The 25,938-nt window shown below is 62.7% G+C and carries 20 protein-coding genes and 1 tRNA gene; 14 read left to right on the top strand and 7 right to left on the bottom strand.

Translation table 11 applies throughout. The features are described from left to right. Window positions 1-22: 22 nt before the first annotated feature. Window positions 23-1,915 (bottom strand): ABC transporter ATP-binding protein, encoded by a 1,893-nt coding sequence (locus FQ746_RS09365; RefSeq protein WP_260853965.1) that lies wholly within the window; start codon window positions 1,913-1,915, stop codon window positions 23-25. A 661-nt stretch (window positions 1,916-2,576) separates the two neighbouring features. Between FQ746_RS09365 and FQ746_RS09360 the strand changes: the two genes are divergently transcribed. The 3 genes from FQ746_RS09360 (at window position 2,577) to FQ746_RS09350 (ending at window position 5,252) form a co-directional block, all read left to right on the top strand. Next, window positions 2,577-3,641 carry a glycosyltransferase family 4 protein gene (locus FQ746_RS09360; protein ID WP_144108741.1) on the top strand — a complete coding sequence of 355 codons (1,065 nt, stop codon included), beginning with the start codon at window positions 2,577-2,579 and terminating at the stop codon, window positions 3,639-3,641. A 219-nt stretch (window positions 3,642-3,860) separates the two neighbouring features. Further along, entirely contained in the window at window positions 3,861-4,712 is an 852-nt protein-coding gene (locus FQ746_RS09355; protein WP_144108739.1) for a hypothetical protein, read from the top strand. A gap of 75 nt (window positions 4,713-4,787) precedes the next feature. After that, a complete protein-coding gene (locus tag FQ746_RS09350; protein ID WP_144108737.1) occupies window positions 4,788-5,252 on the top strand; it encodes a DUF2214 family protein in 465 nt (154 codons plus the stop codon). A gap of 7 nt (window positions 5,253-5,259) precedes the next feature. Here FQ746_RS09350 and FQ746_RS09345 read toward each other — a convergent pair whose 3' ends face one another. The 5 genes from FQ746_RS09345 to FQ746_RS09325 form a co-directional block, all read right to left on the bottom strand. Beyond that, the gene (locus tag FQ746_RS09345; RefSeq protein WP_144108735.1) at window positions 5,260-7,101 is read right to left on the bottom strand and encodes an ABC transporter ATP-binding protein; all 1,842 of its coding nucleotides are present in this window, start codon (window positions 7,099-7,101) and stop codon (window positions 5,260-5,262) included. Between the two features lie 265 nt (window positions 7,102-7,366). Further along, window positions 7,367-7,441 (bottom strand) — tRNA-Val (locus FQ746_RS09340). A gap of 48 nt (window positions 7,442-7,489) precedes the next feature. After that, window positions 7,490-8,224 carry a DNA polymerase III subunit epsilon gene (gene dnaQ, locus FQ746_RS09335; protein ID WP_144108733.1) on the bottom strand — a complete coding sequence of 245 codons (735 nt, stop codon included), beginning with the start codon at window positions 8,222-8,224 and terminating at the stop codon, window positions 7,490-7,492. A 73-nt stretch (window positions 8,225-8,297) separates the two neighbouring features. Then, window positions 8,298-8,744 carry a ribonuclease HI gene (gene rnhA, locus FQ746_RS09330; RefSeq protein ID WP_144108731.1) on the bottom strand — a complete coding sequence of 149 codons (447 nt, stop codon included), beginning with the start codon at window positions 8,742-8,744 and terminating at the stop codon, window positions 8,298-8,300. After that, entirely contained in the window at window positions 8,741-9,625 is an 885-nt protein-coding gene (locus FQ746_RS09325; RefSeq protein ID WP_144108729.1) for a class I SAM-dependent methyltransferase, read from the bottom strand. The genes rnhA and FQ746_RS09325 overlap by 4 nt, the downstream gene beginning before the upstream one ends. Window positions 9,626-9,644: 19 nt before the next feature. Here FQ746_RS09325 and gloB point away from each other — a divergent pair, with 19 nt between their 5' ends. From gloB to FQ746_RS09290, 7 genes are all read left to right on the top strand, one after another. Next, window positions 9,645-10,436: a hydroxyacylglutathione hydrolase gene (gene gloB / locus FQ746_RS09320; protein ID WP_144108727.1), complete on the top strand. Its 792-nt coding sequence runs from the start codon at window positions 9,645-9,647 to the stop codon at window positions 10,434-10,436. Window positions 10,437-10,593: 157 nt separating this feature from the next. Then, entirely contained in the window at window positions 10,594-12,291 is a 1,698-nt protein-coding gene (locus FQ746_RS09315; protein ID WP_260853957.1) for a transglycosylase SLT domain-containing protein, read from the top strand. Between the two features lie 142 nt (window positions 12,292-12,433). Then, on the top strand, window positions 12,434-13,675 hold the full coding sequence (locus FQ746_RS09310; protein WP_144108725.1) for an MFS transporter: 1,242 nt from the start codon (window positions 12,434-12,436) through the stop codon (window positions 13,673-13,675). Window positions 13,676-14,141: 466 nt separating this feature from the next. Next, a complete protein-coding gene (carA, locus tag FQ746_RS09305; RefSeq protein ID WP_144108723.1) occupies window positions 14,142-15,296 on the top strand; it encodes a glutamine-hydrolyzing carbamoyl-phosphate synthase small subunit in 1,155 nt (384 codons plus the stop codon). Window positions 15,297-15,496: 200 nt separating this feature from the next. After that, entirely contained in the window at window positions 15,497-18,751 is a 3,255-nt protein-coding gene (gene carB / locus FQ746_RS09300) for a carbamoyl-phosphate synthase large subunit (protein WP_144108721.1), read from the top strand. A 151-nt stretch (window positions 18,752-18,902) separates the two neighbouring features. Beyond that, window positions 18,903-19,379: a transcription elongation factor GreA gene (gene greA / locus FQ746_RS09295; RefSeq protein WP_054036257.1), complete on the top strand. Its 477-nt coding sequence runs from the start codon at window positions 18,903-18,905 to the stop codon at window positions 19,377-19,379. A gap of 20 nt (window positions 19,380-19,399) precedes the next feature. Beyond that, window positions 19,400-19,912 carry a DUF4149 domain-containing protein gene (locus FQ746_RS09290; RefSeq protein WP_144108915.1) on the top strand — a complete coding sequence of 171 codons (513 nt, stop codon included), beginning with the start codon at window positions 19,400-19,402 and terminating at the stop codon, window positions 19,910-19,912. A 59-nt stretch (window positions 19,913-19,971) separates the two neighbouring features. Here FQ746_RS09290 and FQ746_RS09285 read toward each other — a convergent pair whose 3' ends face one another. Next, window positions 19,972-20,499: a YhbY family RNA-binding protein gene (locus FQ746_RS09285; RefSeq protein ID WP_144108719.1), complete on the bottom strand. Its 528-nt coding sequence runs from the start codon at window positions 20,497-20,499 to the stop codon at window positions 19,972-19,974. Window positions 20,500-20,763: 264 nt separating this feature from the next. On the opposite strand from FQ746_RS09285, the gene FQ746_RS09280 reads away from it, so the two are divergent. The 4 genes from FQ746_RS09280 to glmM all read left to right on the top strand — a co-directional run bounded on the left by FQ746_RS09280 (window position 20,764) and on the right by glmM (window position 25,918). Continuing rightward, complete coding sequence (locus tag FQ746_RS09280; RefSeq protein WP_144108913.1) at window positions 20,764-21,426, top strand: RlmE family RNA methyltransferase; 663 nt, start codon at window positions 20,764-20,766, stop codon at window positions 21,424-21,426. 216 nt (window positions 21,427-21,642) lie between these two features. Then, window positions 21,643-23,532 (top strand): ATP-dependent zinc metalloprotease FtsH, encoded by a 1,890-nt coding sequence (gene ftsH, locus FQ746_RS09275; protein WP_144108717.1) that lies wholly within the window; start codon window positions 21,643-21,645, stop codon window positions 23,530-23,532. 99 nt (window positions 23,533-23,631) lie between these two features. Then, a complete protein-coding gene (folP, locus tag FQ746_RS09270; RefSeq protein WP_409932388.1) occupies window positions 23,632-24,531 on the top strand; it encodes a dihydropteroate synthase in 900 nt (299 codons plus the stop codon). 28 nt (window positions 24,532-24,559) lie between these two features. Further along, complete coding sequence (gene glmM, locus FQ746_RS09265) at window positions 24,560-25,918, top strand: phosphoglucosamine mutase (RefSeq protein WP_144108715.1); 1,359 nt, start codon at window positions 24,560-24,562, stop codon at window positions 25,916-25,918. Window positions 25,919-25,938 lie beyond the last annotated feature (20 nt).

The following is a 25,938-nucleotide window of genomic DNA, read 5'->3' as shown; positions in this document are numbered from 1 at the left end:
CCCCGGGCTGGCCGGGCTTTGGTTAAACCACGTGCTGTTCGTCGACCTTCTTGCCGCCGATATGCAGCGTCGTGCCTTTGCCATGCTGTTTTGTGAGCAGGTCGCGATACAGGCCCGGGCGCTGACGCAGCACATCCGGCGTGCCGTCGTCGATGACCTTGCCCTGGCTCATCACGATGATCCGGTCGAAGTTGGCGAGCGTCGACAACCGGTGCGCAATAGCGATGACGGTGCGGCCGACCATCAGGCGGTCGAGCGCGATCTGGATGGCTTCTTCCGACGCGCTGTCGAGCGCCGAAGTGGCTTCGTCGAGCAGCAGGATGGGCGCGTTCTTCAGGATCGCGCGGGCGATCGCGATGCGTTGCCGCTGACCGCCCGACAGCTTCACGCCGCGGTCGCCGACGATGGTGTCGAAACCTTCCGGCATCGCTTCGATGAAGTCGGTACAGCGCGCTTCACGCGCCGCGGCAATCACTTCGTCGCGCGTTGCTTCGGGACGCCCGTAAGCGATGTTCTCGTACACGGTGCGATGGAACAGCGAAATGTCCTGCGGCACCAGCGCGATGGCGTGCCGCAGACTGTCCTGGGTGATCAGCGCGATGTCCTGGCCGTCGATCTTGATGGCGCCGCCCTGCGTCTCATAGAAGCGCTGCAGGAGAGCCAGCACGGTCGACTTGCCCGCGCCCGACTTGCCGATCAGGCCGACGCGTTGGCCCGGTTCGATATTCAGATCGAAGTGATCGAGAATCGGCCGGCGGCGCGGGTAGGCGAACGTGACCGACTCGAAATGGACCCGGCCGCCTTGCGGCACCAGTTCGGTGGCGTCGTCGCGATCGGGCATGCCGTGCGGTTCGAGCAGCGTGCGCACTGCTTCGGCGAGCCGCGCCACGTGCTGCGTCACGTCCACCAGCGCCACGGCGAGGTCGCGCGTGCCGTGCAGAATCGTGAAGCCGAGCGAGCTGACCAGCACGATGTCACCCGACGTTGCCTTGCCCTGATCCCACAGCATCAGCGCCCAGCCGAGCAGGCCGGCGGACAGCAGCGCGGTGATGACCGCATGCAGCAGCCGTAGCTTTTCCAGATACAGCAGACTTTGCTCGCGCGCATCCATTTCCGCCTTGACGGTCGCGCCGAACCGCTGCTGCTCGCGAAATGTCATGCCGAACGCGCGCACGAGGCCCATGTTGCTAATGACGTCGACCAGTTCGCCATCCACCGAAGCCGCCTTGGTGGCGAAGTGATGGTGTCGCGCGGAGCCGCGTCCGGCGAGCTTGTACAGCACGACCGAGAGAATTGCCGAACATAGCATCAGGCCGCCGGCCATTAGCGGATTCACCGCGATGATCATGACGATCGCACCCAACACGGCAATGCAGGGCGGCAGGACGTTCCAGGCGGTGGTGTTTTCGGCGGTGTAGACGGCGTTGGAGGTGGCCGTGATGCGACTGGCCAGCATGCCGGGCTGCTTTTCGGAGTAGTAGGTCGGCGAGTGTCCGCTCAGATAGCCGAACAGGTCGCGCCGCAAATCGCCGGTCACGGCGACGAAGGTATGCGCGGCGACCCAGCCGCCGACCCGCCATAGCAGGTTGTCCGCGGCGATCAGGCCCACCAGGATGGCGAATGCGCCCCACAGCGGACCGGGATGATGCCGGCCGCCGCCGAGCACGTCGATCAGATGCTTGATCGCGTATTGCGAAGCGAGCGCACAGCCCACGGCCGCGAACACGCTGCACAACACGATCGCGTGGGCGAGCGGGTGGCGGCGGATAAAGCGGAAGAGAAACGCCAGTGGCCGGTGCGCGTAGCTAGCGAGCTTGGCGTCCTGGGCGTTGCGCTGGGCGATGGTTAAGTGTTCCAAATTGAGCGTGATGTCGGATGGGTTTCGGGTTGTGCATGCAAAGCGCGGGCCACCCATGAAGACGGAGGTCGCTGCAAGGTCGTTGCTCCGCATTGTAAACATGCAAAAGCGATTGCGCCCCCTCTATACGGGCGCTGGCGCGACTGATTTCGCGATGGAACTCCGCGACGCACTGTCGCGAGACCCACTATTCGGGCCGCGGCTTGGGCTGGCCTGCGAATAATTATGGATATAATTACAAATTGCATTCAGTGCCGCGCGACTGCAGTGCGGCATTTCTTCGACGGTTGCCGGCAAAGTTGTCGCAACCGTTCGGTCGCTACGCTGAACCGCCCGTGTCCCAAGCCAGTTGCCACTCTAGAACTGTCTTAATAAACAAGGGTTTGTAAAGTGTTTCTCGCTTGTAACAACGTAAAGTCTTTGAAATGTTGTGGTGCAGCGAGGATGCCGGCACTGATAATGCATGCTTTCCGAGGCCCGCGGATTTTTCTGACAGTTTGTCAACGTAGCGTCAAGGCGTGCGTTTAATGACCCATGCCCTGACAGTGCAATTGTCTGAAGTACCGGTTCGGGCTCATCCCCCAAGGCGATCCATCGCAGGATTTCTCGAAAGAATCAGGCCCGCGCCGGTTTCCGGTCCGACTGCCCTGGCGAGCAAGCGAGTCGCTTTTACCAAACGCTGTATCTTTGCCTGATTTATTACGAGGAGTTCTTCATTATGCGAATCGCTCAAATCGCTCCCCTGCACGAGGCGGTTCCTCCCAAGCTGTATGGCGGGACGGAACGCGTGGTGTCCTATCTGACGGAAGCGCTTGTCGAACAGGGCCACGACGTCACGCTTTTTGCGAGCGGCGATTCGCAAACGTCGGCGAAACTCGAAGCGTTCTGGCCGCAGGCGTTGCGCCTCGACCCGACCATTCGCGACGTGATGGCGCCGCACATGCTTCTTCTCGAAGAAGTGCGCCGTCGCGCGGACGAGTTCGACGTGCTGCATTTCCACATCGACTACTACCCGTTTTCGCTGTTCGCCCGTCAGCCGGTGCCGTTCCTGACCACGATGCACGGTCGTCTCGACCTGCCGGAACTGCAACCCATCTTCAATACGTTCAGCGACGTACCGGTGGTGTCGATTTCCGACAATCAGCGCATTCCGCTACAACAGGCCAACTGGCTGCAAACGGTTTATCACGGTCTGCCGGAAAACCTGCTCACGCCGATCAAGGACGTCGAACCGGGCTATCTCGCGTTCCTCGGCCGTATCTCGCCGGAAAAGCGTCTCGACACAGCCATCCGCATCGCCCAGCAGTCGGGCATGAAGATCAAGGTCGCCGCCAAGCTGGACAAAGCCGACCGCGCTTACTACGAAGAAGTCATCAAGCCGCTCATGGCGCTGCCGCACGTCGAGTACATCGGCGAAATCAGCGAATCGGAAAAGACCGAGTTCCTCGGCAATGCGCATGCTTTGCTGTTCCCGATCGACTGGCCGGAGCCCTTCGGTCTGGTGATGATCGAAGCCATGGCTTGCGGTACGCCGGTCATCGCGTTCAATCGCGGTTCGGTGCCGGAAGTGATCGAAAACGGCGTGTCGGGTTTTGTCGTGGAGGACGAAATCAGCGCAGTGGCCGCCGTGAAGCGCCTTCATACACTGCCGCGCGCCAAGGTGCGTGAAGCGTTCGAATCGCGCTTCTCGTCGAAGGTGATGGCGCAGAACTACGTCGCCACGTACGAAGCGCTGCTGCGTCAGAAGCAACGCACCGTGCTGCGCGAAGTCAACGCCAACTGAGAAGGCCACGGCGGTCGACCCTGACCGTCCGTCACTGCCCCGACAACGCCCCGCGCGCTCACGCCCGCGGGGCGTTGTTGCATGCGCGCCGCGTTTTTCCCAATCAACTGCTGAAAGTGAGGCTTTGGACACGGTGAGCGTGAGTCGGGCTTCGTAATATCCCTATAATGGCCGTGCCGCGGATTGGACTGCGGCGCCCGCCGACGACAGGAGGATGCCTTGGCGAGAACGAAAGAGACGCGTGCGAACGCGGCGCCAGGCGCCGGAACGATTTTCGCGTTGCGCGCCATCGGTCTCGTGCTTCTGGCTCGCTGGCTGTTTTCCATGTCGCAGATGGACCTCGGCGCCTCGCTGTCCGCCATGGTGTCGTCGCCGTGGGCCTGCATCAACCTCGTCTTTCTCTTCCTGCTGATCTTCCTGCCGGGCGCGCGCGCGCTCGCCGAGCGGCCGTTTCATCCGCTGCCGCAGTGGTTGCGGCAGGCGTTGCGGCTCTTCGCCTTGCTGGGTTTCCTGTTCGCGGTGTGGTCGATCGGCGCGTTTGCGGCGAGCGCCGGTTGGCGTCGTGCGGGCCAGGCAGTGGCCGCGACGAATGGCTGGCTGCTGGCGGCACCCGCTCTGTATGCGGCGGTCATGTGGATCTGCCGGCCGCGCGCGCTGTGGCGCACTAATATCGCCGCACGGCGCTTTGCAGTGGGCCGCTACGCGGTGGCGCTCGATCCGGCTACGCGCACGGTCGTCGTCTGGGCGGAGCGTCGCAAGGTCGGTCAGTACGATGCGCGCGAACTGTCGGTGCGTTGGGCGATTGCCCAGCCGCCCACGCCGGTGGCGACGCCCACGGTGGCTTTCGCAGCCACCGTCGGCGATCCGGATACGACCCATGCCCATGCTGCATCGGCTGGAGCGGCCCCGCTGGCGCACGGACTTTTCAGCCGTCGTCCGAAAATCGAATTGCTGTGGGATTCGCCGGCAGCCGCGGGCCACAACCGGCACACCGTGTTTCGCACGGCGCTGAGCACTGAAGGTGACCGGGTCGCCGCACGCGCGCTCGACACTTCCTTGCAGCAAATCTGACTACGCCGTTCCAAAGCCCGATCGGCCTGACTGGTTTATCCTGCACAGCTTGTGCAGCTGACCCCAGGAGTCGCCATGCTCGTTCGCTGGTTGCTTGCCGCTCTTCATCTGCTGGCTTATGGTTTTGCGCTCGCGTCGATTCTCCGGCGCACCTGGGCGTTGCGCCGCGCGAGCGTGCCCGCCGCGTTGCGATCGGTATTTCGCGCCGATACCGGCTGGGGGATTGCCGCACTGGTGCTGATCGTCACCGGCCTCATGAGGGCTTTCGGCGGTTACGAAAAAGGCGCCGACTACTATCTGCACGAGCCGCTCTTTCACGCGAAGATGACCTTGCTGGTGGTGATCCTCGTGCTCGAAGTGCCGTCCATGCTCGCGCTATTGCGCTGGCGCGCAGCCATGCGAAAAGGCGAAGCGCCCGATTTGCGAAAAGCGCGCAGTTACGCGCGCCTCAGCGTGATTCAGACGGTCTTGCTGGTCCTCATGGTGTTCGCCGCGACCGGCATGGCGCGCGGCATCGGTCTACCGGCCGGCGTGGTCTAGCCCGCGCTCAATCGCGGTCGCCAGCGTTTCCCTCGGCGAACTCCGTTTCGCCCAGCCCCTTGATCAACTCCAGCGCCTGCCGTTCGAACAGGCGCCGGTACAGGCCGTTCTCGAGACGGATCAGCGTTTCGTGGCTGCCCTGTTCGACTACGCGACCCTTGTCCAGTACCAGCAGCCGGTCGAGCGCGCGCACGGTCGACAGACGATGCGCGACTACCAGCGTCGTGCGTCCCTGCATCAGCCGCACCATCGCCTGCTGGATCAGCACCTCGCTTTCGCTGTCGAGACTCGAGGTGGCTTCGTCGAGGATCAGGATCGGCGCGTCCGCGAGGAACGCGCGCGCAATCGCCACGCGTTGACGCTCGCCGCCCGACAGCTTCACGCCGCGCTCGCCGACCAGCGTGTCGTAACCCTGCGGCAACGTCGCGATGAAATCGTGGGCGCTCGCGAGCCGCGCGGCGCGTTCGATGTCGGCGCGGCTCGCACCCGGTTTGGCATACGCGATGTTCTCCGCGAGCGAGCGATGAAACAGCACCGGCTCCTGCTGCACGATGGCGATCTGACTGCGCAACGACGCTTGCCGAACCCCGGCGATATCCTGCCCGTCGATCGTGATGCGGCCTTTCGACAGATCGTAAAGACGCTGGATCAGCTTGATGAACGTGGTCTTGCCCGAGCCGGAGTGGCCGACCAGCCCGACGCGTTCGCCCGGCGCGATCCGCATGGAGAAGTCGTCGTAGAGCGGCGTCGCATGCGTACCGTAGTGGAAGGTGACGTGCTCGAAACGGATCTCGCCCGCGCCGATCCGGATCGGACCGGCGCCGGGCCGGTCTTCGATGCCGAGCGGCTGACGCTCGAGCGCCACCAGTTCTTCCATGTCGTTGACCGAGCGCTGCAGATTGCGGATGTGCATGCCGACGTCGCGCAAATAGCCTTGCAGCATGAAGAACATCGTCAGTGCAAACGTGATGTCGCCGACGCTCGCTTCGCCGCGCATCCACAGCAGCAGCGCGACGCCGAGTATCGCCGCCTGGATGGCGACCAGCATGCCGCCCTGAACGCCGCCGTTGAGCGTGCCGCGCACCCATGTGCGGCGGGTGCGCTGGCGCCACTTGCCGATGACCCGCCCGAGCAGCGCTTCTTCGCGATCTTCGGCACCGAACGCCTTGACGACGGCGTTGCAACTGACGGCATCGGCGAGCGCGCCGCCCATGCGGGTGTCCCACGCGTTGGCCAGACGCGCGGAAGGCGCGACATAGCCGAGCGAGAGGGTGACGGTAACCGCGATATACAACAGCGAGCCCACGCCGACGACCGCGCCCATCATCGGCCAACGCCAGCCGAGCAGGCCGGTCGCGCCGGCCAGCATGACGAGTGACGGCAACAGCGCGATCAGCAGCGTGTCGTTGAGCAGATCGAGCGCCCACATGCCGCGGGTGATTTTGCGCACGGTCGAACCGGCGAAGCTGTTCGCGTGCCAGTCGGTCGAAAACCGCTGCACGCGATGGAACGCGTTGGCGGCGATCTCGCTCATCATCTTCAGTGTCAACCGGATGATGTTGAAGTACACGCCTTGCCGCAGCAGTGTTGCGCCGAGACCGAGCACGGTCAGCACGGCGAACGTCGTGATGGCCGAATGCCAGGCGCGCGCGTCGCTAGCCGGGCCGGACGCAATTGCGTCGACCAGACGGCCGGCGAACATCGGCGTGAGCACGTCGGCCAATGCGGAAAGCAGCGCGAGCGCGGCGATCGCGCCGATGCGTCCGGGTTGCCGGGTCCAGTGCTGGAAGGTGAAGCCGAGGACGTCCTTGAAAGCCTGTCCGCGAAAGTCGAGTTTTTTTCTGGTCATCAGTCATGACCCGGCAACGCTTGCGCGCACCGGGTTTCCAGTCGGAAGCGAAAGGATGAGGCTGTCGGCGCGGCGCTGAACGGCGCTGGCCAGAGACGATGAATCGGGTCGAAGAGCGGGGGCTATCAGGATGCAAACATCAGAATGCAAACATCAGGATGCAATGAGCGGCCCCAGATGCGGCGCAAGACCGCGCCAAGTAGAAAAGGGCTTATGCATTGCTGCATAAGCCCTTTAATCTTCGGTGATCGACACACCAAAATTCTGGTGGGTAGTACTGGGATCGAACCAGTGACCCCTGCCGTGTGAAGGCAGTGCTCTACCGCTGAGCTAACCACCCGAAGAGAGCCGAATTATGTCAGGGATTTTTCGGCCCGTCCAGCATTTTTTAAGCGCTTTGCTCATCCGCGAAGGGTGCCGGTTCGAGCCGCCAGACGCTCGTCCCCTTGACCGCTTTATCGAGTCCGTCGAGCAGAGATTGATGGGCCGCCAGCTCGGTTTCGTCGGCGGCGATGACGATCAGATTCAGCGAGTCGATCGCCACGCGCGGTGTCTTCGAATCGGCGCCGCCGTGCGAATCGCCCAGCATGTCGATGACGAGGCTTTCCTGGCCGCGCGTCATCGCCAGATACACCTCGGCGAGCAGTTCCGAGTCGAGCAGCGCGCCGTGCAGCGTACGGTGCGCATTGCTCACGCCGAAGCGATCGCACAGTGCGTCGAGCGAATTGCGCTTGCCGGGGAACATCTGTTTCGCGCGTGCGAGCGTGTCGATGATCTCGCCGCAATACGTGCTGACCGGCGGCAAGCCGAGCAGCGCGAATTCCGCGTCGAGAAAGCCGATGTCGAACGGCGCGTTGTGGATGATCAGTTCCGCGTCCTGAATGAAATCGCGGAACTGGTCGGCGATCTCGGCGAATTTCGGCTTGTCGCGCAGGAAATCGGTCGTCAAACCGTGAACCGCCAGCGCGCCAGGGTCGCTGTCGCGTTCCGGGTTGATGTAGAAGTGCAGGTTATTGCCCGTCAACCGGCGATTCACCATTTCGACGCAACCGAGTTCGAGAATCCGGTCGCCGGTGCGCGCGTTCAGGCCGGTGGTTTCGGTATCGAGGATGAGTTGACGCATGTCGGTTTAGCCTGCTTGAAGAATTGCTGGGAGAGAAAATGGCGCACCCTCGGGTGCCGCAAAACGCGACGCTTTATGAGTCGGTGAGCGACGCGACGCCGCGATTGGCTAATTGATCCGCGCGTTCGTTTTCCGGATGGCCATTGTGGCCACGTACCCAGCGCCATTCGAGTTCGTGCTGGGCGACGAGCGCATCGAGCCGTTTCCACAAGTCGGCGTTCTTCACCGGCTGCTTCGCGGCGGTGATCCAGCCTTTCTTCTTCCAGCCGTGAATCCACTCGCTGATGCCTTTCTGCACGTACTGCGAGTCGGTGTGCACGACGGCCTTGCACGGGCGCTTCAACGCTTCGAGCGCGGCGATCACGCCCATCAGTTCCATGCGGTTATTGGTCGTGTTGGCTTCGCCGCCGAACAGTTCTTTTTCCTGGTCGCCGAAGCGCAACAGCGCGCCCCAGCCGCCGGGGCCCGGGTTGCCCTTGCAGGCGCCGTCGGTGTAAATGTCGATGAGATCGGAAGTCATTGAGTAGGGTTGCGTGTGTTCGGGGTGGCGGCAGGCGCGAGGCCTGCGGCAAGGACGGGTTTCTTCACCTTCAGCGGACCGACGAGGCGCATGCCGGGCACGCGCTTGATGGCCTTGATCATGTAGGTGGCGCCGAAAATCGGCCACCAGCGGTCGCCGGCGGCTTCCATGAAACCGTAGCGCGCGAGCCATTGATCGCTGTCGAGCGGCGGACGATAGCAGCCGAAGCGTCCGCGTTCAAGGTCGAAACCCAGCAGCTTGATCCAGTCTTTGAGCCGCGTGAAGGCGATCAGGTCGACGGCCGCCGGCACGAACGGGCGCCCGGTCATTTTGCCGACCGACTGGCGCGCGCCCCACAGCGACAACGAGTTGAAGCCGAGAATGATGAGCTGGCCTTCGGGCATCAGCACGCGTTCGGCTTCGCGCAGCAAACGGTGCGGGTCGCTCGTGAATTCGAGCGTGTGCGGCATGACGATCAGGTCGACGCTTTGCGCTTCGAACGGCAGGTCGAGCAGATCGCACCACACCGCGCTGCGGCCGGCGGGCGAGGGCAGGCCAGGAATAGAGATAGCAGAGGCGGAGCGCGGCGGCGTTGCTCCGTTCAGCCGCCCGTTCGACCCCGAACCATGAGCCGTGTGCCCGAGGCCGCGCGGAAAACTGTACGGCGCGCTCGCGCCGCTCGCCGCGTCGAGCACGAGTCCGCGGCAAGGCATGCGATTTTCGCGCAGCGCGTCGAGTTGCGGCAGGCCGAGCTGCAACGCGTGATAGCCGAACACGTCGGACACCACACGGTCGAGCTGGGTCTGCTCCCATTCGAGCACGTAGCGGCCAGGCGGGGAATCGGTCCACGCGGGCCAGTCTATAATCGCTCGGTCAGTCATATCTGAGAATGCGTCGCCTATGAATGCGCTCGAGTACGTACCGGTCCCGGCGTTTGAAGACAATTACATCTGGGTCGTTTCCGATGGCCACCATGCGGTGGTCGTCGATCCGGGTGAGGCCGCCCCCGTACGCGCCTATCTGGCGAAACGCGGGTGGCGGCTGAGCGCTATTTTACTCACGCACCATCATCAAGACCACGTCGGTGGGGTGGCCGATCTGCTGAACGGCCAGGCGGTCCCCGTGTTCGGCCCCGCCCACGAGGCGATCGAGCATCTCACGCAACGTCTCGAAAACGGCGACAAAGTCACGATCGCCGAACCCGCGCTCGAATTCAGCGTGCTCGACGTGCCGGGTCACACGAGCGGCCACATCGCCTATTTCCAGGCGGCCGATCCGGCCGGTACGCCTCACGTGTTTTGCGGCGATACGTTATTTGCCTGCGGCTGCGGCCGGCTGTTCGAAGGCACGCCCACGCAGATGCTCGCGTCGCTCGATGCGCTCGCCGCGTTGCCGGGCTCGACCGAAGTGCATTGCGCCCACGAGTACACGCTGTCGAACATCAAATTCGCGCTCGCCTGCGAACCGCACAACGCCGCCTTGCAAACCTGGAGCGACGAGGCGACGGCCCTGCGCGCCCGGCACGTACCGACCTTGCCCACCACGATCGCCCACGAACGCGCGGTGAATCCGTTCCTGCGCGTCGACGTGCCGTCGATTCAAACCGCTCTCGCCGAGCAGTTGCACGAAAAAGTGCCGGATCGTCTGGCCGCCTTCACGTTGATGCGGGAGTGGAAAAACCGCTTTCGCTAATTCGATCGGCATTGGCGCATAGCTCAGGCAAAAAATCGGAAAAATTCGCCAAGCCTAAGATTTGTTTAGATTTTTTCGCAAATTTCTGATTGACGTAAACGTTCTCGTTTCGTAAGATCGCCTGCAAATTCCAGCCCTTGTGGAAGCCGAGACGTTCATGCGATTTATCCTCAGTGCGTTGCTGGTCCTGACACTCGCCGCTTGCGCGAGCTCGGGACCGGCGACGAATAGCGCCGCCAATTCCTCCAATCCCGCCACCCAGCAAGCCGTAGCCGACGCCCTTCGCAAAACCGCCACCGCCCGCGAAACCATCAACGTCGATCAAGGTTCCGTCCAGCAGCTCACCAGCGCCGACGCCGACCTGTGGGGCCGGATTCGTCGCGGCTTCCAGATGCCGGACCTGCAAACCGACCTCGTCGACATGCAGGTCAACTGGTACGCGCAGCGTCCGGACTACGTGCAGCGCATGACCGAGCGCTCGCAGAAGTACCTCTATCACATCGTCGAAGAGCTCGAAGCGCGACACATGCCGACCGAGCTCGCGCTGCTGCCGTTCATCGAATCCGCGTATAGCCCGCAGGCGTTGTCGGTGGCCAAGGCGGCCGGCATGTGGCAGTTCATGCCCGGCACGGGCCGTACGTATAACCTCAAGCAGAACATGTGGCAGGACGAACGCCGCGACGTGCTGGCGTCCACCAGCGCCGCGCTCGACTACCTGTCGCGTCTGCATGACATGTTCGGCGACTGGCAACTGGCGCTGGCCGCGTACAACTGGGGCGAAGGCAACGTACAGCGCGCGATCGCCCGCAACGAAGCGGCCGGTCTGCCCACCGACTACCTGAGCCTGCGCATGCCGAACGAGACGCGCAACTACGTGCCGAAGCTGCAGGCGGTCAAAAACATCGTGATGAATCCGCAAATGTACGGGCTCACGCTGCCGACTATTCCGAATCACCCGTATTTCGTGACCGTCACCACCTCGCACGACATCGACGTGGACATGGCGGCGAAACTCTCCAACCTGTCCGCCGACGAGTTCCGCTCGTTAAATCCGTCGTTCAGAAAGCCGGTGATTCTCGGCGCCACGCAGCCGCAAATCCTGCTTCCGTTCGACAACGCCAGCGCGTTCGAACGCAATCTGAAAACGTATAGCGGTTCGCTGTCTTCGTGGACCACCTACACGGTCACCGAGCGCGCGGCGCCTGCCGCGATCGCGCAAAAAATCGGCGTCGACGCCGACACGCTGATGGAAGTGAACAAGATTCCGGTCGGCATGCGCCTCAAACCGGGCTCGACGATCGTGGTGCCGCGCGGGTCGGACGACGACGAGGACATCAGCGCCGACGTCGCCGAGAGCGCCGTGCTGGCCATGGAACCGGACGTTCCCGACACGCGCAAGATGTTGATCCGCGTGCGCCGCAACCAGTCGCTGGCGGCGGTGGCGGTGCGTTATGGCGTCTCGGTGGGGCAGTTGAAGGCTTGGAACCGTACGCGTCGCGATCAGGTTTCGCGCGGTCAGGTCGTCGTACTGCACGTGCCGGTCGGCAAGGTCATGCCGAGCGAGCCGGGCCCGGAGCGTATCGCCACCGACGTGCAGGAAGGCGGCGTTCAGCGAATCGGCACGCGGGTTGCCGAGCCGCGTGGCGAGTCGCGTTACGACCGCAAGAAGGGACGCTCGCCGGTCGTGAAGGTGTCCGATCCGGTTGGAAAGGGCGGCAAGCCGTCGGCAGCGGTAGCTTCCACCGCCACCAAGGGCAAGGTGGCGAAAGTCTCGGCGGCCGCTCCGGCCGCCAGGCCGAAAGCCGTCGCCGTGAGTCACTCGAAGACCGTGACGAAGACGAAGAAGACCAAATAAAGTCGCAGGCTTGTCTCTCCGGCTCCGAACGCCGTCACCGTGGTGACGGCGTTTTACATTCCACCTGTCAAAACGAGCAAAGCGGACGCAATTCATTTATCGTTCGTGCTCCGGCCGGAATCGGCCGTTTCCTCCAGAGCTTATGTCGTCGACCCAACTGCGCGTGTTTCTCCTGTTTGCCGCCGGTTACTTCGTCTCGTATCTGTTTCGCGGCGTCAATCTCGGTTTCGCTCCGTTCATTACCCATGACCTGGGCTTGTCGGCCGCCGATCTGGGCGTATTGACCAGTTTGTATTTTCTCGGCTTTGCTGGTGCGCAGATTCCGGCGGGCGTGCTGCTCGATCATTTCGGCGCGCGCCGCGCGACGTCGGTCACCTTGCTGTTCGCCGCCGTGGGAATCTGCGTATTCGGCTCCGCTCATAGCCTCGGCACGATGATGGTGGGGCGCCTGCTGATCGGCGTCGGCGTGTCGCTGTGTCTCGGCGCCGCGTTCAAGGCGCTGGCGCAGCACTTCGAAGCGGCCCGTCTGCCGCTGATGAACGGCCTCGTCATGGCCATCGGCGGCTTTGGCGGCGTGGTGGTCGGCTCGCCGTTGACGTGGGTGCTGACGTTCGCCAACTGGCGAACCGTCTGCGTCGGGCTGGGCATCCTCACGGTCGTCGTGGCGCTCGCGCAATGGACACTCGTGCCCGAAGCCGGACAGACCCATCGACAGGCGAGTATCGGCGAGCAGTTCAAGGGCACGCTGGATATTCTGCGCAGCGCGGCGTTCTGGAAAATCGCGTCGTTCCCGGTCGTTACACAAGGCGTGTTCTACGCGATGCAGTCGTTGTGGGTCGGCGCCTGGTTGCGCGACGTGCAGGGCTTCGCGACACCGCAAGCCGCCGCGCTGGTGTCCGTGCTCGGCTTTGCGATGATGGCCGGCTGCGTCGTGTTCGGCGGGGCGGCGCGGACGCTGGAACGGCGCGGCATCTCGTTGCGCGGGTTCTGCGGGATCGGCGGGGCGCTCTATGTCGTGACGCAACTGCTGATCATGTTCAACGCGCCGCTGCCGGCGGCACTCCTGTGGGCGGCCTACGGCATGTTCGGCGGCTCGGGCATTCTGAGCTACGCCGTGATGGCCCGCCGCTTTCCGGCGCAGATGATCGGCCGCGTGAACACGACGCTCACGCTGCTGATCTTTCTGCTGATTTTCGGTTTTCAGATTGGCGTGGGCGCCGTGTTGTCGCATTGGCCGTCGAGCGCCGGGCATTACCCGGCCGCTGCGCATCTGACTGCTTGGGGCGTGCTGGTCGCGCTGCAGATTTTCAGCGGGATCTGGTACGTGATGCCCGGCCGCGCGCTCGTTCAGGCCGCGCAAACGCACGCGGAACAGGAGGCGTGAGGGCTTCCTGACGCCGATCCCCGGACGCAGGCGTTTTTACCGTCGCTATCCCGAATGGCGGACGAAAAATTTTCCTCGGCCGCTACGTCAGGCCCGCCCAGCAAGACTTCGAGCGACACGAAGGTAGGCGCGCCCAGCGCTTCACGCCATCTCGGATTTGGCGGGCAAGGTGGTTTCACGCTATAATTTCAAGGTTTGAGCTTATCAACCCGCACCCTAGCGCCTACCTCTCCCATACCGTTCATCCGCCGCGCGCCATTGGCGTAGCAAGAAGGCCCACAGCGGGCCGGGACCTGGCCCGCACCGGCCGCTCCTAGCCGATCCGTCCATCCGTTGGACCAATCGCGCCACTTGCAACGTTACCGGCAGCACGCGAGCGAGTCTGCGCGCGCATCACGATGCGTTTCGCTGCGGCTCGCAGTCGGATAGACAGGTCGGCAACAGGGTGTTCCCCAAGGAGTCTCCCGTGTTGCCGTCATTTTCTCCCGCTCTGCTCGCGCTCGCCGACGGCACGGTCTTTCGTGGTTACTCGATCGGCGCCCCTGGGCATACGATCGGCGAAGTCGTGTTCAACACCGCTATCACCGGCTATCAGGAAATCCTGACCGACCCGAGCTACGCACGCCAGATCGTGACCCTCACGTATCCGCACATCGGTAACGTCGGTGTGAACGCCGAAGACGTCGAAGCTACGAAAGTCCATGCCGCCGGTCTGATCATTCGCGATCTGCCGGTTCTCGCGTCGAATTTCCGCATGGAGCGCACGCTCCCGCAATACCTGAAGGACGAAGGCGTCGTGGCCATCGCCGGTCTCGACACCCGCAAGCTCACGCGCCTGCTGCGCGACAAGGGCGCGCAGAACGGCGCGATCCTTGCCGGTTCGGACGACGAAGCGAAAGCCATCGAACTCGCGCGCTCGTTCCCGGGCCTCTCGGGCATGGACCTCGCGAAAGTCGTGTCGACGAAGGAAAGCTACGAATGGAGCCAGACCGAATGGCGTCTGGGTAGCGGCTACGGCACGCAGAACGCGCCTAAGTATCGTGTGGTCGCGTTCGACTACGGCGTGAAGTACAACATCCTGCGCATGCTCGCCGAGCGCGGCTGCCAGGTCACCGTGCTGCCGGCGGAAGCCTCCGCGGCCGATGCGCTGGCGCTCAATCCCGACGGCGTGTTCCTGTCGAACGGCCCGGGCGACCCGGAACCGTGCGACTACGCAATTCGCGCGGCCAGCGAGTTGATCGAGCGCGGCATTCCGACGTTCGGCATCTGTCTCGGTCATCAGATCATGGGTCTCGCGCTCGGCGCGAAGACGCTCAAGATGAAGACCGGTCACCATGGCGCCAATCACCCGGTGAAGGACCTCGACGACGGTCGCGTGATCATCACGTCGCAGAACCACGGGTTCGCGGTCGACGCCGCTACGCTGCCGGCCAATGCGAAGGTGACGCACGTGTCGCTGTTCGACGGCACGCTGCAGGGCTTCGCGCTGACCGACAAGCCGGCGTTCTGCTTCCAGGGCCACCCGGAAGCGTCGCCCGGTCCGCACGACATCGCCTATCTGTTCGACCGCTTTACCGGTTTGATGGACGCGAAGAAAGCCGGTAAAACCGCGGCGGCCTGAGGCTGGCCGCGAAGTGCGCCGCTCGTCACAGCGCGGGCGGCACAACGGCTGGCTCAAGTGATTCAAGCCAGTCGCGCGCGGTTCACGAAGCACAGGGCGCAGCGGCGCCCGCGCATCGAACTGCGTCAAACAGAGCGCGCGCAACGTAGAAGCGACGCGCGCCGACGCAAAGAATTCAGGAATACATTAGCGAGAGCGTTATGCCCAAGCGGACAGATATCAAAAGCATCCTCATCATCGGCGCGGGTCCGATCATCATCGGCCAGGCGTGCGAGTTCGATTACTCGGGCGCGCAGGCCTGCAAGGCGTTGCGTGAGGAAGGCTACAAGGTCATTCTCGTCAACAGCAATCCGGCGACGATCATGACCGACCCGAATACGGCCGACGTGACCTACATCGAGCCGATCACGTGGGAAGTGGTCGAACGCATCATCGCCAAGGAGCGCCCCGACGCGATCCTGCCGACGATGGGCGGCCAGACCGCGCTGAATTGCGCGCTCGACCTGCACGCGCACGGCGTGCTCGAGAAGTACAAGGTCGAACTGATCGGCGCTTCGCCGGAAGCCATCGACAAGGCGGAAGACCGCCAGAAGTTCAAGGACGCGATGACCAGAATCGGTCTCGGTTCGGCCAAGTCGGGCACCGCGCATTCCATGGAAGAAGCGCTGCAGGTGCAGGCGCAGATCGCGGTGGAAACCGGCAGCGGCGGTTATCCGGTCGTGATCCGTCCGTCGTTCACGCTCGGCGGTTCGGGCGGCGGTATTGCGTATAACCGTGACGAATTCGAAGAGATCTGCAAGCGCGGTCTCGATCTGTCGCCCACGCGCGAGTTGCTAATCGAAGAGTCGCTGCTGGGCTGGAAAGAGTACGAGATGGAAGTGGTCCGCGACAAGCAGGACAACTGCATCATCGTCTGCTCGATCGAAAACCTGGACCCGATGGGTATCCACACGGGTGACTCCATCACCGTCGCGCCGGCGCAGACGTTGACCGACAAGGAATATCAGATCCTGCGTAACGCGTCGCTGGCCGTGCTGCGCGAAATCGGCGTGGACACCGGCGGATCGAACGTGCAGTTCTCGATCAATCCGAAAGACGGCCGGATGATCGTGATCGAAATGAACCCGCGCGTCTCGCGTTCGTCGGCATTGGCGTCGAAGGCGACCGGTTTCCCGATCGCCAAGGTCGCGGCCAAGCTGGCGTGCGGCTACACGCTCGACGAGTTGAAGAACGAAATCACCGGCGGCCAGACGCCGGCTTCGTTCGAACCGACTATCGACTACGTCGTCACCAAGATTCCGCGCTTTGCGTTCGAGAAGTTCCGCGAAGCCGATTCGCGCCTCACCACGCAGATGAAGTCGGTCGGCGAAGTGATGGCCATCGGCCGCACGTTCCAGGAGTCGTTCCAGAAAGCGCTGCGCGGGCTGGAAGTCGGCGTCGACGGGCTGGACGAAAAGACCGATAACCGCGACGAGATCATCCGCGAGATCGGCGAAGCCGGTCCGGATCGCATCTGGTACGTGGGCGACGCGTTCCGCATCGGCATGAGCGCGGAAGAAATTTTCGAAGAGACGGCGATCGACCCGTGGTTCCTCGCGCAGATCGAACAGATCATCCAGAAGGAAAAGGCCTTGAGCGGCCGCACGCTTGCGAGCCTGTCGAAAGACGAACTCAAATACGTGAAGCAGAGCGGCTTCTCCGATCGCCGCCTCGCGAAGCTGCTGGGCGCGACGCCGGCCGAAGTGCGCGCGCGTCGTATCGAGCTGAACGTGCGTCCGGTGTACAAGCGCGTCGACACGTGCGCGGCCGAGTTCGCCACGAAAACCGCCTACATGTACTCGACCTACGAGGAAGAGTGCGAAGCGAACCCGACCAATAACAAGAAGATCATGGTGCTGGGCGGCGGCCCGAACCGGATCGGTCAGGGTATCGAATTCGACTATTGCTGCGTGCACGCCGCGCTCGCGATGCGCGAAGACGGCTACGAAACGATCATGGTCAACTGCAACCCCGAAACCGTTTCGACCGACTACGACACGTCCGACCGTCTGTACTTCGAGTCGCTCACGCTCGAAGACGTGCTCGAAATCGTCGACAAGGAAAAGCCGGTCGGCGTGATCGTCCAGTACGGCGGTCAGACGCCGTTGAAGCTCGCGCTCGATCTCGAAGCGAACGGTGTGCCGATCGTCGGCACGTCGCCGGACATGATCGACGCCGCCGAAGACCGCGAGCGTTTCCAGAAGCTGCTGCAAGACCTGGGCTTGCGTCAGCCGCCGAACCGCACCGCTCGCGCCGAAGACGAAGCGCTCAAGCTCGCCGACGAAATCGGCTATCCGCTGGTGGTGCGTCCGTCGTACGTGCTGGGCGGCCGCGCGATGGAAATCGTGCATGAGCCGCGCGACCTCGAGCGCTACATGCGCGAAGCCGTGAAGGTGTCGCACGATTCTCCTGTGCTGCTCGACCGCTTCCTGAACGACGCGATCGAATGCGACGTGGATTGCATCTCCGATGGCGAGGCGGTGTTCATTGGCGGCGTGATGGAGCACATTGAACAGGCGGGCGTGCACTCGGGCGACTCGGCTTGCTCGCTGCCGCCGTATTCGCTGTCGAAAGAAACGATTGCCGAACTCAAGCGTCAAACCGGCGCGATGGCGAAGGCGTTGAACGTGATCGGCCTGATGAACGTGCAGTTCGCGATCCAGCAAGTGCCGCAGGCCGATGGTTCGAAAGAAGACGTCATCTACGTGCTGGAAGTGAATCCGCGTGCTTCGCGTACGGTTCCCTACGTGTCGAAGGCGACGAGCCTGCCGCTCGCCAAGATCGCCGCGCGCGCGATGGTCGGGCAGAAGCTGGTCGACCAGGGCGTGACGAAGGAAATCGATCCGCCGTACTTCAGCGTGAAGGAAGCCGTGTTCCCGTTCGTGAAGTTCCCGGCGGTCGACCCGGTGCTCGGACCGGAAATGCGCTCGACCGGTGAGGTGATGGGCGTAGGTCAAACCTTCGGCGAAGCACTGTTCAAGTCGCAACTCGCCGCGGGTTCGCGTCTGCCGGAATCGGGCACGGTGCTGTTGACCGTGATGGATGCCGACAAGCCGAAGGCCGTCGAAGTCGCGCGCATGTTGCACGAACTCGGTTACCCGATCGTTGCAACGAAGGGTACGGCCGCTGCGATCGAAGCCGCGGGCGTGCCGGTCAAAGTGGTCAACAAGGTGAAGGACGGTCGTCCGCACATCGTCGATATGATCAAGAACGGCGAGATCGCACTGGTATTTACCACCGTCGACGAAACGCGTGCAGCGATTGCCGATTCGCGTTCTATCCGCATGAGCGCGCAGGCGAACAAGGTCACGTACTACACGACCATGTCGGGTGCGCGGGCCGCGGTAGAAGGTTTGCGCTATTTAAAGAACCTCGAAGTCTATGATTTACAAGGCCTGCACGCTCGCCTAAACTAAGGCTTCGACTACCTGTCCAAGATGTAAGTGCCGCGGTTAAGCGGCGTTTCGCAGGTGCTGTGACCCGGGTATTTTCCGGGGCGTCAGTGTCCGTGAAATGCGCTTAACCGCGGTGATTTTTTTTACGGCTGTTTTTTGCATAGAGTTGTTTATGAGCACTGTTCCATTGACTAAGCGCGGCGCGGAAATGTTGCGCGATGAATTGCAGCGCCTGAAATCGGTCGAGCGTCCCTCGGTGATCAATTCGATCGCAGAAGCACGTGCCCAGGGCGATCTGTCGGAAAACGCGGAATACGACGCGGCGAAGGAAAAGCAGGGTTTTATCGAAGGCCGTATTGCCGAGATCGAATCGAAGCTGGCCGGCGCGCAGGTCATCGACCCGGCGGCGGTGGAAGCGGATGGTCGGGTAGTGTTCGGCGCCACGCTCGAACTCGAAGACCTCGATTCGGGCGCCAAGGTCAAATACCAGATCGTCGGCGACGACGAAGCGGATATCGACCATGGTCTCATCTCGATCAGCTCGCCCATCGCGCGCGCGCTGATCGGCAAGTCGGAAGGCGACGTGGCGTCGGTGCAGGCACCGGGCGGCGTGCGCGAATACGAAATCATCGCGGTTAGCTACGTTTGAAGGCGGCGCCGGTGTCCTTGCTGCCGCATCGGGTGTTCTCCCTGCTGACGGTCGTGTGGGTCGGTAGTCTGCTGACTATCGGCTATGCCGTAGCACCCGTGCTGTTCATGTCGCTCGACCGGATTGCAGCAGGCGCCGTTGCGGCGCAGTTGTTTCGCATCGAAGGTTTTGTCGGCGTGGTGTGCGGCGTGTTGCTGCTGGGGCTGGCGAACCGTTTCGTTCGTGGCGGCGCCCAGGCTTTCCGGCGTTTGCGCTGGGTGATCGTCGGCATGCTGGTCTGCGTGCTCGTCGGGTACTTTGCGCTGCAACCGTTTATGAATGCCATGCGAGTTGCCGCGCTCGAAGCGGGCAGTGACGTCGGGCATTCTGCTTATGCGACGCGCTTTGGCATTCTGCACGGTGTTTCGAGTCTGTTCTATCTGATCGAGAGCGTGCTGGGCCTGATGCTGGTGTGGAAGCTGCCGGCGCGTATCGAGGCAGCGCGTGCTGGAACTTCTTCAGACGCGGCAAGCGCGGGGAGCGTGGTTCGCTAAGCGGCGCTTCGCCGATCAAGTTCAAGGTGCGGCCCATGGCGCGCACCTCTCATCACCGGTTATTTCGACGACTGATGCCCGCGCTTCGCGCTGGTCTGGCGTTTTTTGGCGCGCTTGATATTGCCGCCCTGCGTGACGCGCTCGTTGCCGCGAACCACGACCGCCTTGGCCTTGGGCTTGCGCATCGGAATTTCGCTCGGCTTGACCACCGTGACCACGCGCGGCGCGCGCCCCTTACCGGGTTTGGCTTCAACCGCGGCTTCGCGTGCGCTCGGCAGGGCGCCGCGCTTGGCCTTCACGGCCGGTTGCGTCGATTCCGGCTTCCAGATGACCAGCAGCTTGCCGATGTGCTGGATGGGCGCGGCGTTCAGCGTGTCGCAAATCTGTTCGTAGATGGCGATGCGCTCTTCGCGCTCGTCGCCGAATACACGGATCTTGATGAGTTGATGCGCACCGAGGTGGACCTTGATCTCGGCGAGCACGGCGTCGGTCAAACCTTCGGCGCCGACGAGCACGACCGGTTTGAGCGCATGTGCCTGGGAGCGCAACTCGGCGCGTTGGTCGGAAGAAACTTTGAGGGCGGGCATGGAAAGTAGAAGACTCGACTAAAATGGCGGCACTGCGTAACCGACCGATCGGAACAATCACTCCGGTTCGGATCGGTTGGCTCAATCGGGTCGAACAGGCTGGCGACTGCAGGCAGTCGCAACCGGCTCCTGATTGGGCTGGATTTACAGGCGGCGCGTCAGAACAACAGAATCGCGGATAAAGCCAATTTGGCGATGGCCGCGCGAATTAACCGCGTATTATCCGCTAAAGCGCGACATCACGCAGCAAGAGTTCAACGTTTAATGGCAAAAAACAAGTTCAATACCGCGTGGCTGCATGACCACATCAACGATCCGTACGTGAAAATGGCGCAGCGGGAAGGCTATCGTGCCCGCGCCGCCTACAAGCTCAAGGAAATCGACGAGCAGGACAAGCTGATCCGCCCGGGCCAGGTCATCGTCGATCTCGGTTCTACGCCAGGCAGCTGGAGCCAGTACGCACGCAACCGGCTCGCCAAAGGCTCGCAGCGCAACGCCGAGCATGCAGGCGGCATCGACGGCACGATCATTGCGCTCGACTTGCTGCCGATGGAGCCGGTCGCCGACGTCCATTTCATTCAGGGCGACTTCCGCGAAGACGCGGTGCTGCATCAGCTGGAAGAATTAGTCGGCGAGCGGCAAGTGGACCTTGTAATTTCGGATATGGCGCCCAACCTGTCGGGAGTCGCGCTGGCCGATGCGGCGCGAATCGAGCATTTGTGCGATATCGCGCTGGAATTTGCACAGAATCACCTGAAACCGGATGGTGCCCTTTTAGTCAAATGTTTTCATGGCAGCGGTTACAGCCAGATTGTCGAAAAGTTCAAGCGTCAGTTCAAGGTGGTGGGCGCCCGCAAGCCCAAGGCTTCGCGGGACAAGTCGTCTGAAACGTTTATTTTGGGTAAGCATCTGAAGCGTCCTGCTTGAAGGGCCTCCGTCAAGCGCCTTCATAAGGGGCACTGCAGAACGGTTCGGCATCTGCCGATATTCTGCTGACGGTGCCGAAAACTGGCGCCGTGGTGGTCGGCCGCACGATTTAAGTGGCCGCGAAACCTTATGGCAGGGGTCTGCGGACTGGATTAGAATGCTTTCGTGGTGCCGCAAGGCAAATGTAGGCGCCCGTCTAAGTGAAGGAGTGGTGCTTTGAACAACAATATGTTTTCGAAGGCGGCAGTGTGGCTGGTTATCGCACTGGTGCTGTTTACGGTGTTCAAGCAGTTCGACAAGCCCCGTGTCCAGGAAGGCGTTTCCTATTCGCAGTTCATGGACGACGCAAAAAGCGGCAAAGTCAAGAACGTCATTGTCCAGGGGCGGAACCTCACGGTCACTCCAGCAGACGGCCAGAAGTACCAGATCGTATCGCCCGGCGACATCTGGATGGTCGGCGACCTGATGAAGTACGGCGTTCAGGTCAGCGGCAAGGCCGACGACGAACCGAATGCGCTGGTATCGGCGTTGTACTACCTGGGACCTACCATCCTGATCATCGGATTCTGGTTCTACATGATGCGACAGATGCAGGGCGGCGGGAAAGGCGGTGCGTTCTCGTTCGGTAAATCCCGTGCTCGTCTCATCGACGAAAATAACAACGCTATCAATTTCACCGACGTCGCCGGTTGCGACGAGGCCAAAGAGGAAGTTTCCGAACTGGTCGACTTTTTGCGCGATCCGCAGAAATTCCAGAAGCTTGGTGGGCGAATCCCTCGCGGTGTGCTGCTGGTCGGGCCGCCGGGAACGGGTAAGACTTTGCTGGCGCGAGCCATCGCAGGCGAAGCCAAGGTCCCGTTCTTCAGCATCTCGGGTTCGGATTTCGTCGAAATGTTCGTCGGCGTGGGCGCGGCACGCGTTCGTGACATGTTCGAGCAGGCGAAGAAGCACGCACCCTGTATCGTGTTCATCGACGAAATCGACGCGGTCGGTCGTCATCGCGGCGCCGGCATGGGCGGTGGTAACGACGAACGCGAACAGACGTTGAATCAGATGCTGGTCGAGATGGACGGTTTCGAAGCGAACTCGGGCGTCATCGTGATCGCTGCAACCAACCGCTCCGACGTGCTCGACAAAGCGCTGCTGCGTCCGGGCCGCTTCGACCGTCAGGTGTACGTCGGTCTGCCGGATATCCGCGGCCGCGAACACATCATGAAGGTTCACCTGCGCAAGGTGCCGATTTCGAACGATGTCGACGCAGCCGTGATTGCACGGGGCACGCCGGGCTTCTCAGGCGCCGACCTCGCGAATCTGGTCAACGAAGCGGCTTTGTTCGCGGCTCGCCGTGGCAAACGCATCGTCGAGATGAACGACTTCGAAGACGCGAAAGACAAGATATTCATGGGTCCGGAGCGTAAATCGGCCGTTATCCGCGAGGAATCCAAGCGAGCGACGGCTTATCACGAGTCGGGCCATGCGGTCATCGCCAAGCTGCTGCCGAAGGCCGATCCGGTTCACAAGGTCACTATCATCCCGCGTGGTCGTGCGTTGGGCGTCACCTGGCAGTTGCCGGAGCACGACAACGAAACGTATTCGAAAGATTACCTGCTGGATCGCCTCGCCATCCTGTTCGGCGGCCGCGTTGCGGAAGAATTGTTCCTGAACCTCATCAGCACGGGTGCATCGGACGACTTCAACAAAGCAACGCAAACGGCGCGTGCGATGGTCGCTCGCTTCGGTATGACGGACGCGTTGGGGCCGATGGTCTACGTCGACGACGAGAACGACGCCACTCCGTTTGGCCGTGGCTTCACTCGCACCATTTCGGAAGCGACGCAGCAGAAGGTCGACGCGGAAATCCGCCGCGTGCTCGACGAGCAGTACAACCTGGCGAAGCGCCTGCTGGACGAAAACCGCGACAAGGTCGAAGCCATGACCGCCGCCTTGATGGAGTGGGAAACGATCGACGCCGATCAGATCAACGACATTATGGCTGGCAAGCCGCCGCGCTCGCCGAAGAGTTCGCCGCCGTCGGCTAGCGACGCCTCCTCGGGCGGTAGCCCGGGCACCGAGGTCAAGCCGGGCAGCGCGACAGCGCCGGCCTGACAGGCGACCTGAAGAAAGTGCGGGCCGGTGTGTTTCACACCGGCCCGTTTTGCATTCTTGCAATTTTTTGCAATTTCCCGTTTTGTGATTGACCGCTCCGTGTCGAACGTCGAATTACCATCCCAATCTTTTCCAGCGCCGCTGCGCTGCGGCCGCTTCACGCTGAGCTTCGAACGTCCGCTGGTCATGGGCATTCTGAACGTCACGCCCGACTCGTTTTCCGATGGCGGTCAGTACGCGATGCATGGCGACGCGCTGCGTCAGGCCGAACTCATGCTGCTCGATGGCGCCGACATCATCGATATCGGCGGCGAATCGACCCGGCCGGGTGCGCCGCCCGTGCCGCTCGACGAAGAACTCGCGCGCATTCTTCCGCTCGTCGAGATATTGCGCGGCGCCAACGTCCCTCTGTCGATCGACACCTACAAGCCCGAAGTCATGCGTCACGCGTTAAGCGCGGGTGCGGACCTGATCAACGATATCTGGGGTTTCCGGATGCCCGGCGCGATCGACGCAGTACGCGACAGCAACTGCGGCCTGTGTGTGATGCATATGCTGGGTGAACCACAGACTATGCAGCTCGGTGAGCCTACTTATGGAGACGTCGTCGGCGCGGTCCGCGAATTTCTTGAAGAGCGGGTAGCAAAGCTTCAGCAGGCGGGCATTGCCCGCGAAAGAATCAGTGTCGATCCCGGTTTCGGCTTCGGCAAAGCGGTGGTCGACCACAACTACGCGCTGCTCGCGCAACTGCGCGACACGGCGCCCAGAGCGGAACCGTCGTACCCGATTCTGGCCGGCATGTCGCGCAAGTCGATGATCGGCGCGGTAGTCGGGCGACCGGCCGGCGAGCGTATCGCCGGCAGTCTCGCGGCGGCTGTGTGCGCGGCCGAACGTGGCGCCGCGATCCTGCGGGTACACGATGTGGCTCAAACGGTAGATGCATTGAAAGTGTGGGCAGCCATGCGCGACGCGGCGAACCTAAGCCGTGCGCGCGGTTGAACCCATTAGCCAAGGAGGAAGATAAAACATGGCACGTCGTTATTTCGGAACGGACGGCATTCGGGGCAAGGTCGGCGAAGGACCCATCACGCCGGAGTTCGTGCTGCGGCTTGGCTACGCGGCCGGCAAAGTGCTCGCGGGTGCGGACCGTTGGGCGCGCACGGGCTCGCGCCCGACCGTCCTGATCGGCAAGGACACGCGCGTCTCGGGCTACATGCTCGAGGCGGCGCTCGAAGCGGGGTTCTCCGCGGCCGGGGTCGACGTAATGCTGGCGGGGCCGATGCCGACGCCCGGCATCGCCTATCTCACCCGCGCGTTGCGGCTGGCGGCGGGCGTCGTGATCAGCGCTTCGCACAATCCGTACTATGACAACGGCATCAAGTTTTTCTCGGCAGACGGCAACAAGCTGCCGGATGAAGTGGAGTCGCAGATCGAAGAGCAGCTCGACCTGCCGCTCGCGTGTGCAGCCTCCGAGCAACTGGGCAAGGCGCGCCGTCTCGACGACGCGGCCGGCCGCTACATCGAGTTCTGCAAGAGCACCTTCCCGGCCGCGTACGATCTGCGCGGCCTGAAGCTGGTGGTCGACTGTGCGCACGGTGCCGCGTACGACGTCGCGCCGCACGTGTTCCACGAACTCGGCGCGGAGGTCATTCCCATCGGCGTGGCGCCAAACGGATTCAACATCAACGACGGCGTCGGCGCCACCGCGCCCGACGCACTGGTGCGCGCGGTGCGCGCAAATCACGCGGACCTCGGCATCGCGCTCGACGGCGACGCCGACCGTCTGCAGGTCGTCGATGCAGCCGGCCGCCTGTATAACGGCGACGAACTGCTGTACGTGCTGGTAAAAGACCGCATCGCCACCGACGGCAAGGTGGACGGGGCAGTCGGCACCTTGATGACCAACATGGCCGTCGAGGTCGCGTTGCACGAAGCCGGCGTGAAATTCATCCGTGCGGCGGTCGGCGACCGTTATGTGCTCGAACAATTGCGCGAGCACGGCTGGCAACTCGGCGCGGAAGGCTCCGGCCATATCCTGTCGCTCGACCGTCATTCGACTGGCGACGGCATCGTATCGGCACTGCTGGTGCTGGCCGCGATGAAGCGCAGCGACAAGACGCTCGCCGAACTGCTCAACGGCGTGACGTTGTTCCCGCAAAAGCTCATCAACGTCCGGATGAAACCGGACGCGGACTGGAAGGGCAGCGACACGATCAAAAAGGCGATTGGCCACGCCGAAGATGCGCTGAAAGGTCGCGGCCGCGTATTGATCCGCGCATCCGGCACGGAGCCCGTGCTGCGGGTGATGGTCGAAGCCGAGCAGGTCGACGACGCCCTGCGTCACGCCGAGGCCATTGCGGGCGCGGTCAAACTGGCAACGGCATAACTGCCTGAATCGAAAACAAA

This window comes from Paraburkholderia sp. BCC1886, from assembly GCF_900996245.1.
Taxonomy (GTDB): domain Bacteria; phylum Pseudomonadota; class Gammaproteobacteria; order Burkholderiales; family Burkholderiaceae; genus Paraburkholderia.
Note: the sequence above shows the minus strand (reverse complement) of the source record. Positions and strands in the feature narration are given on the sequence as shown.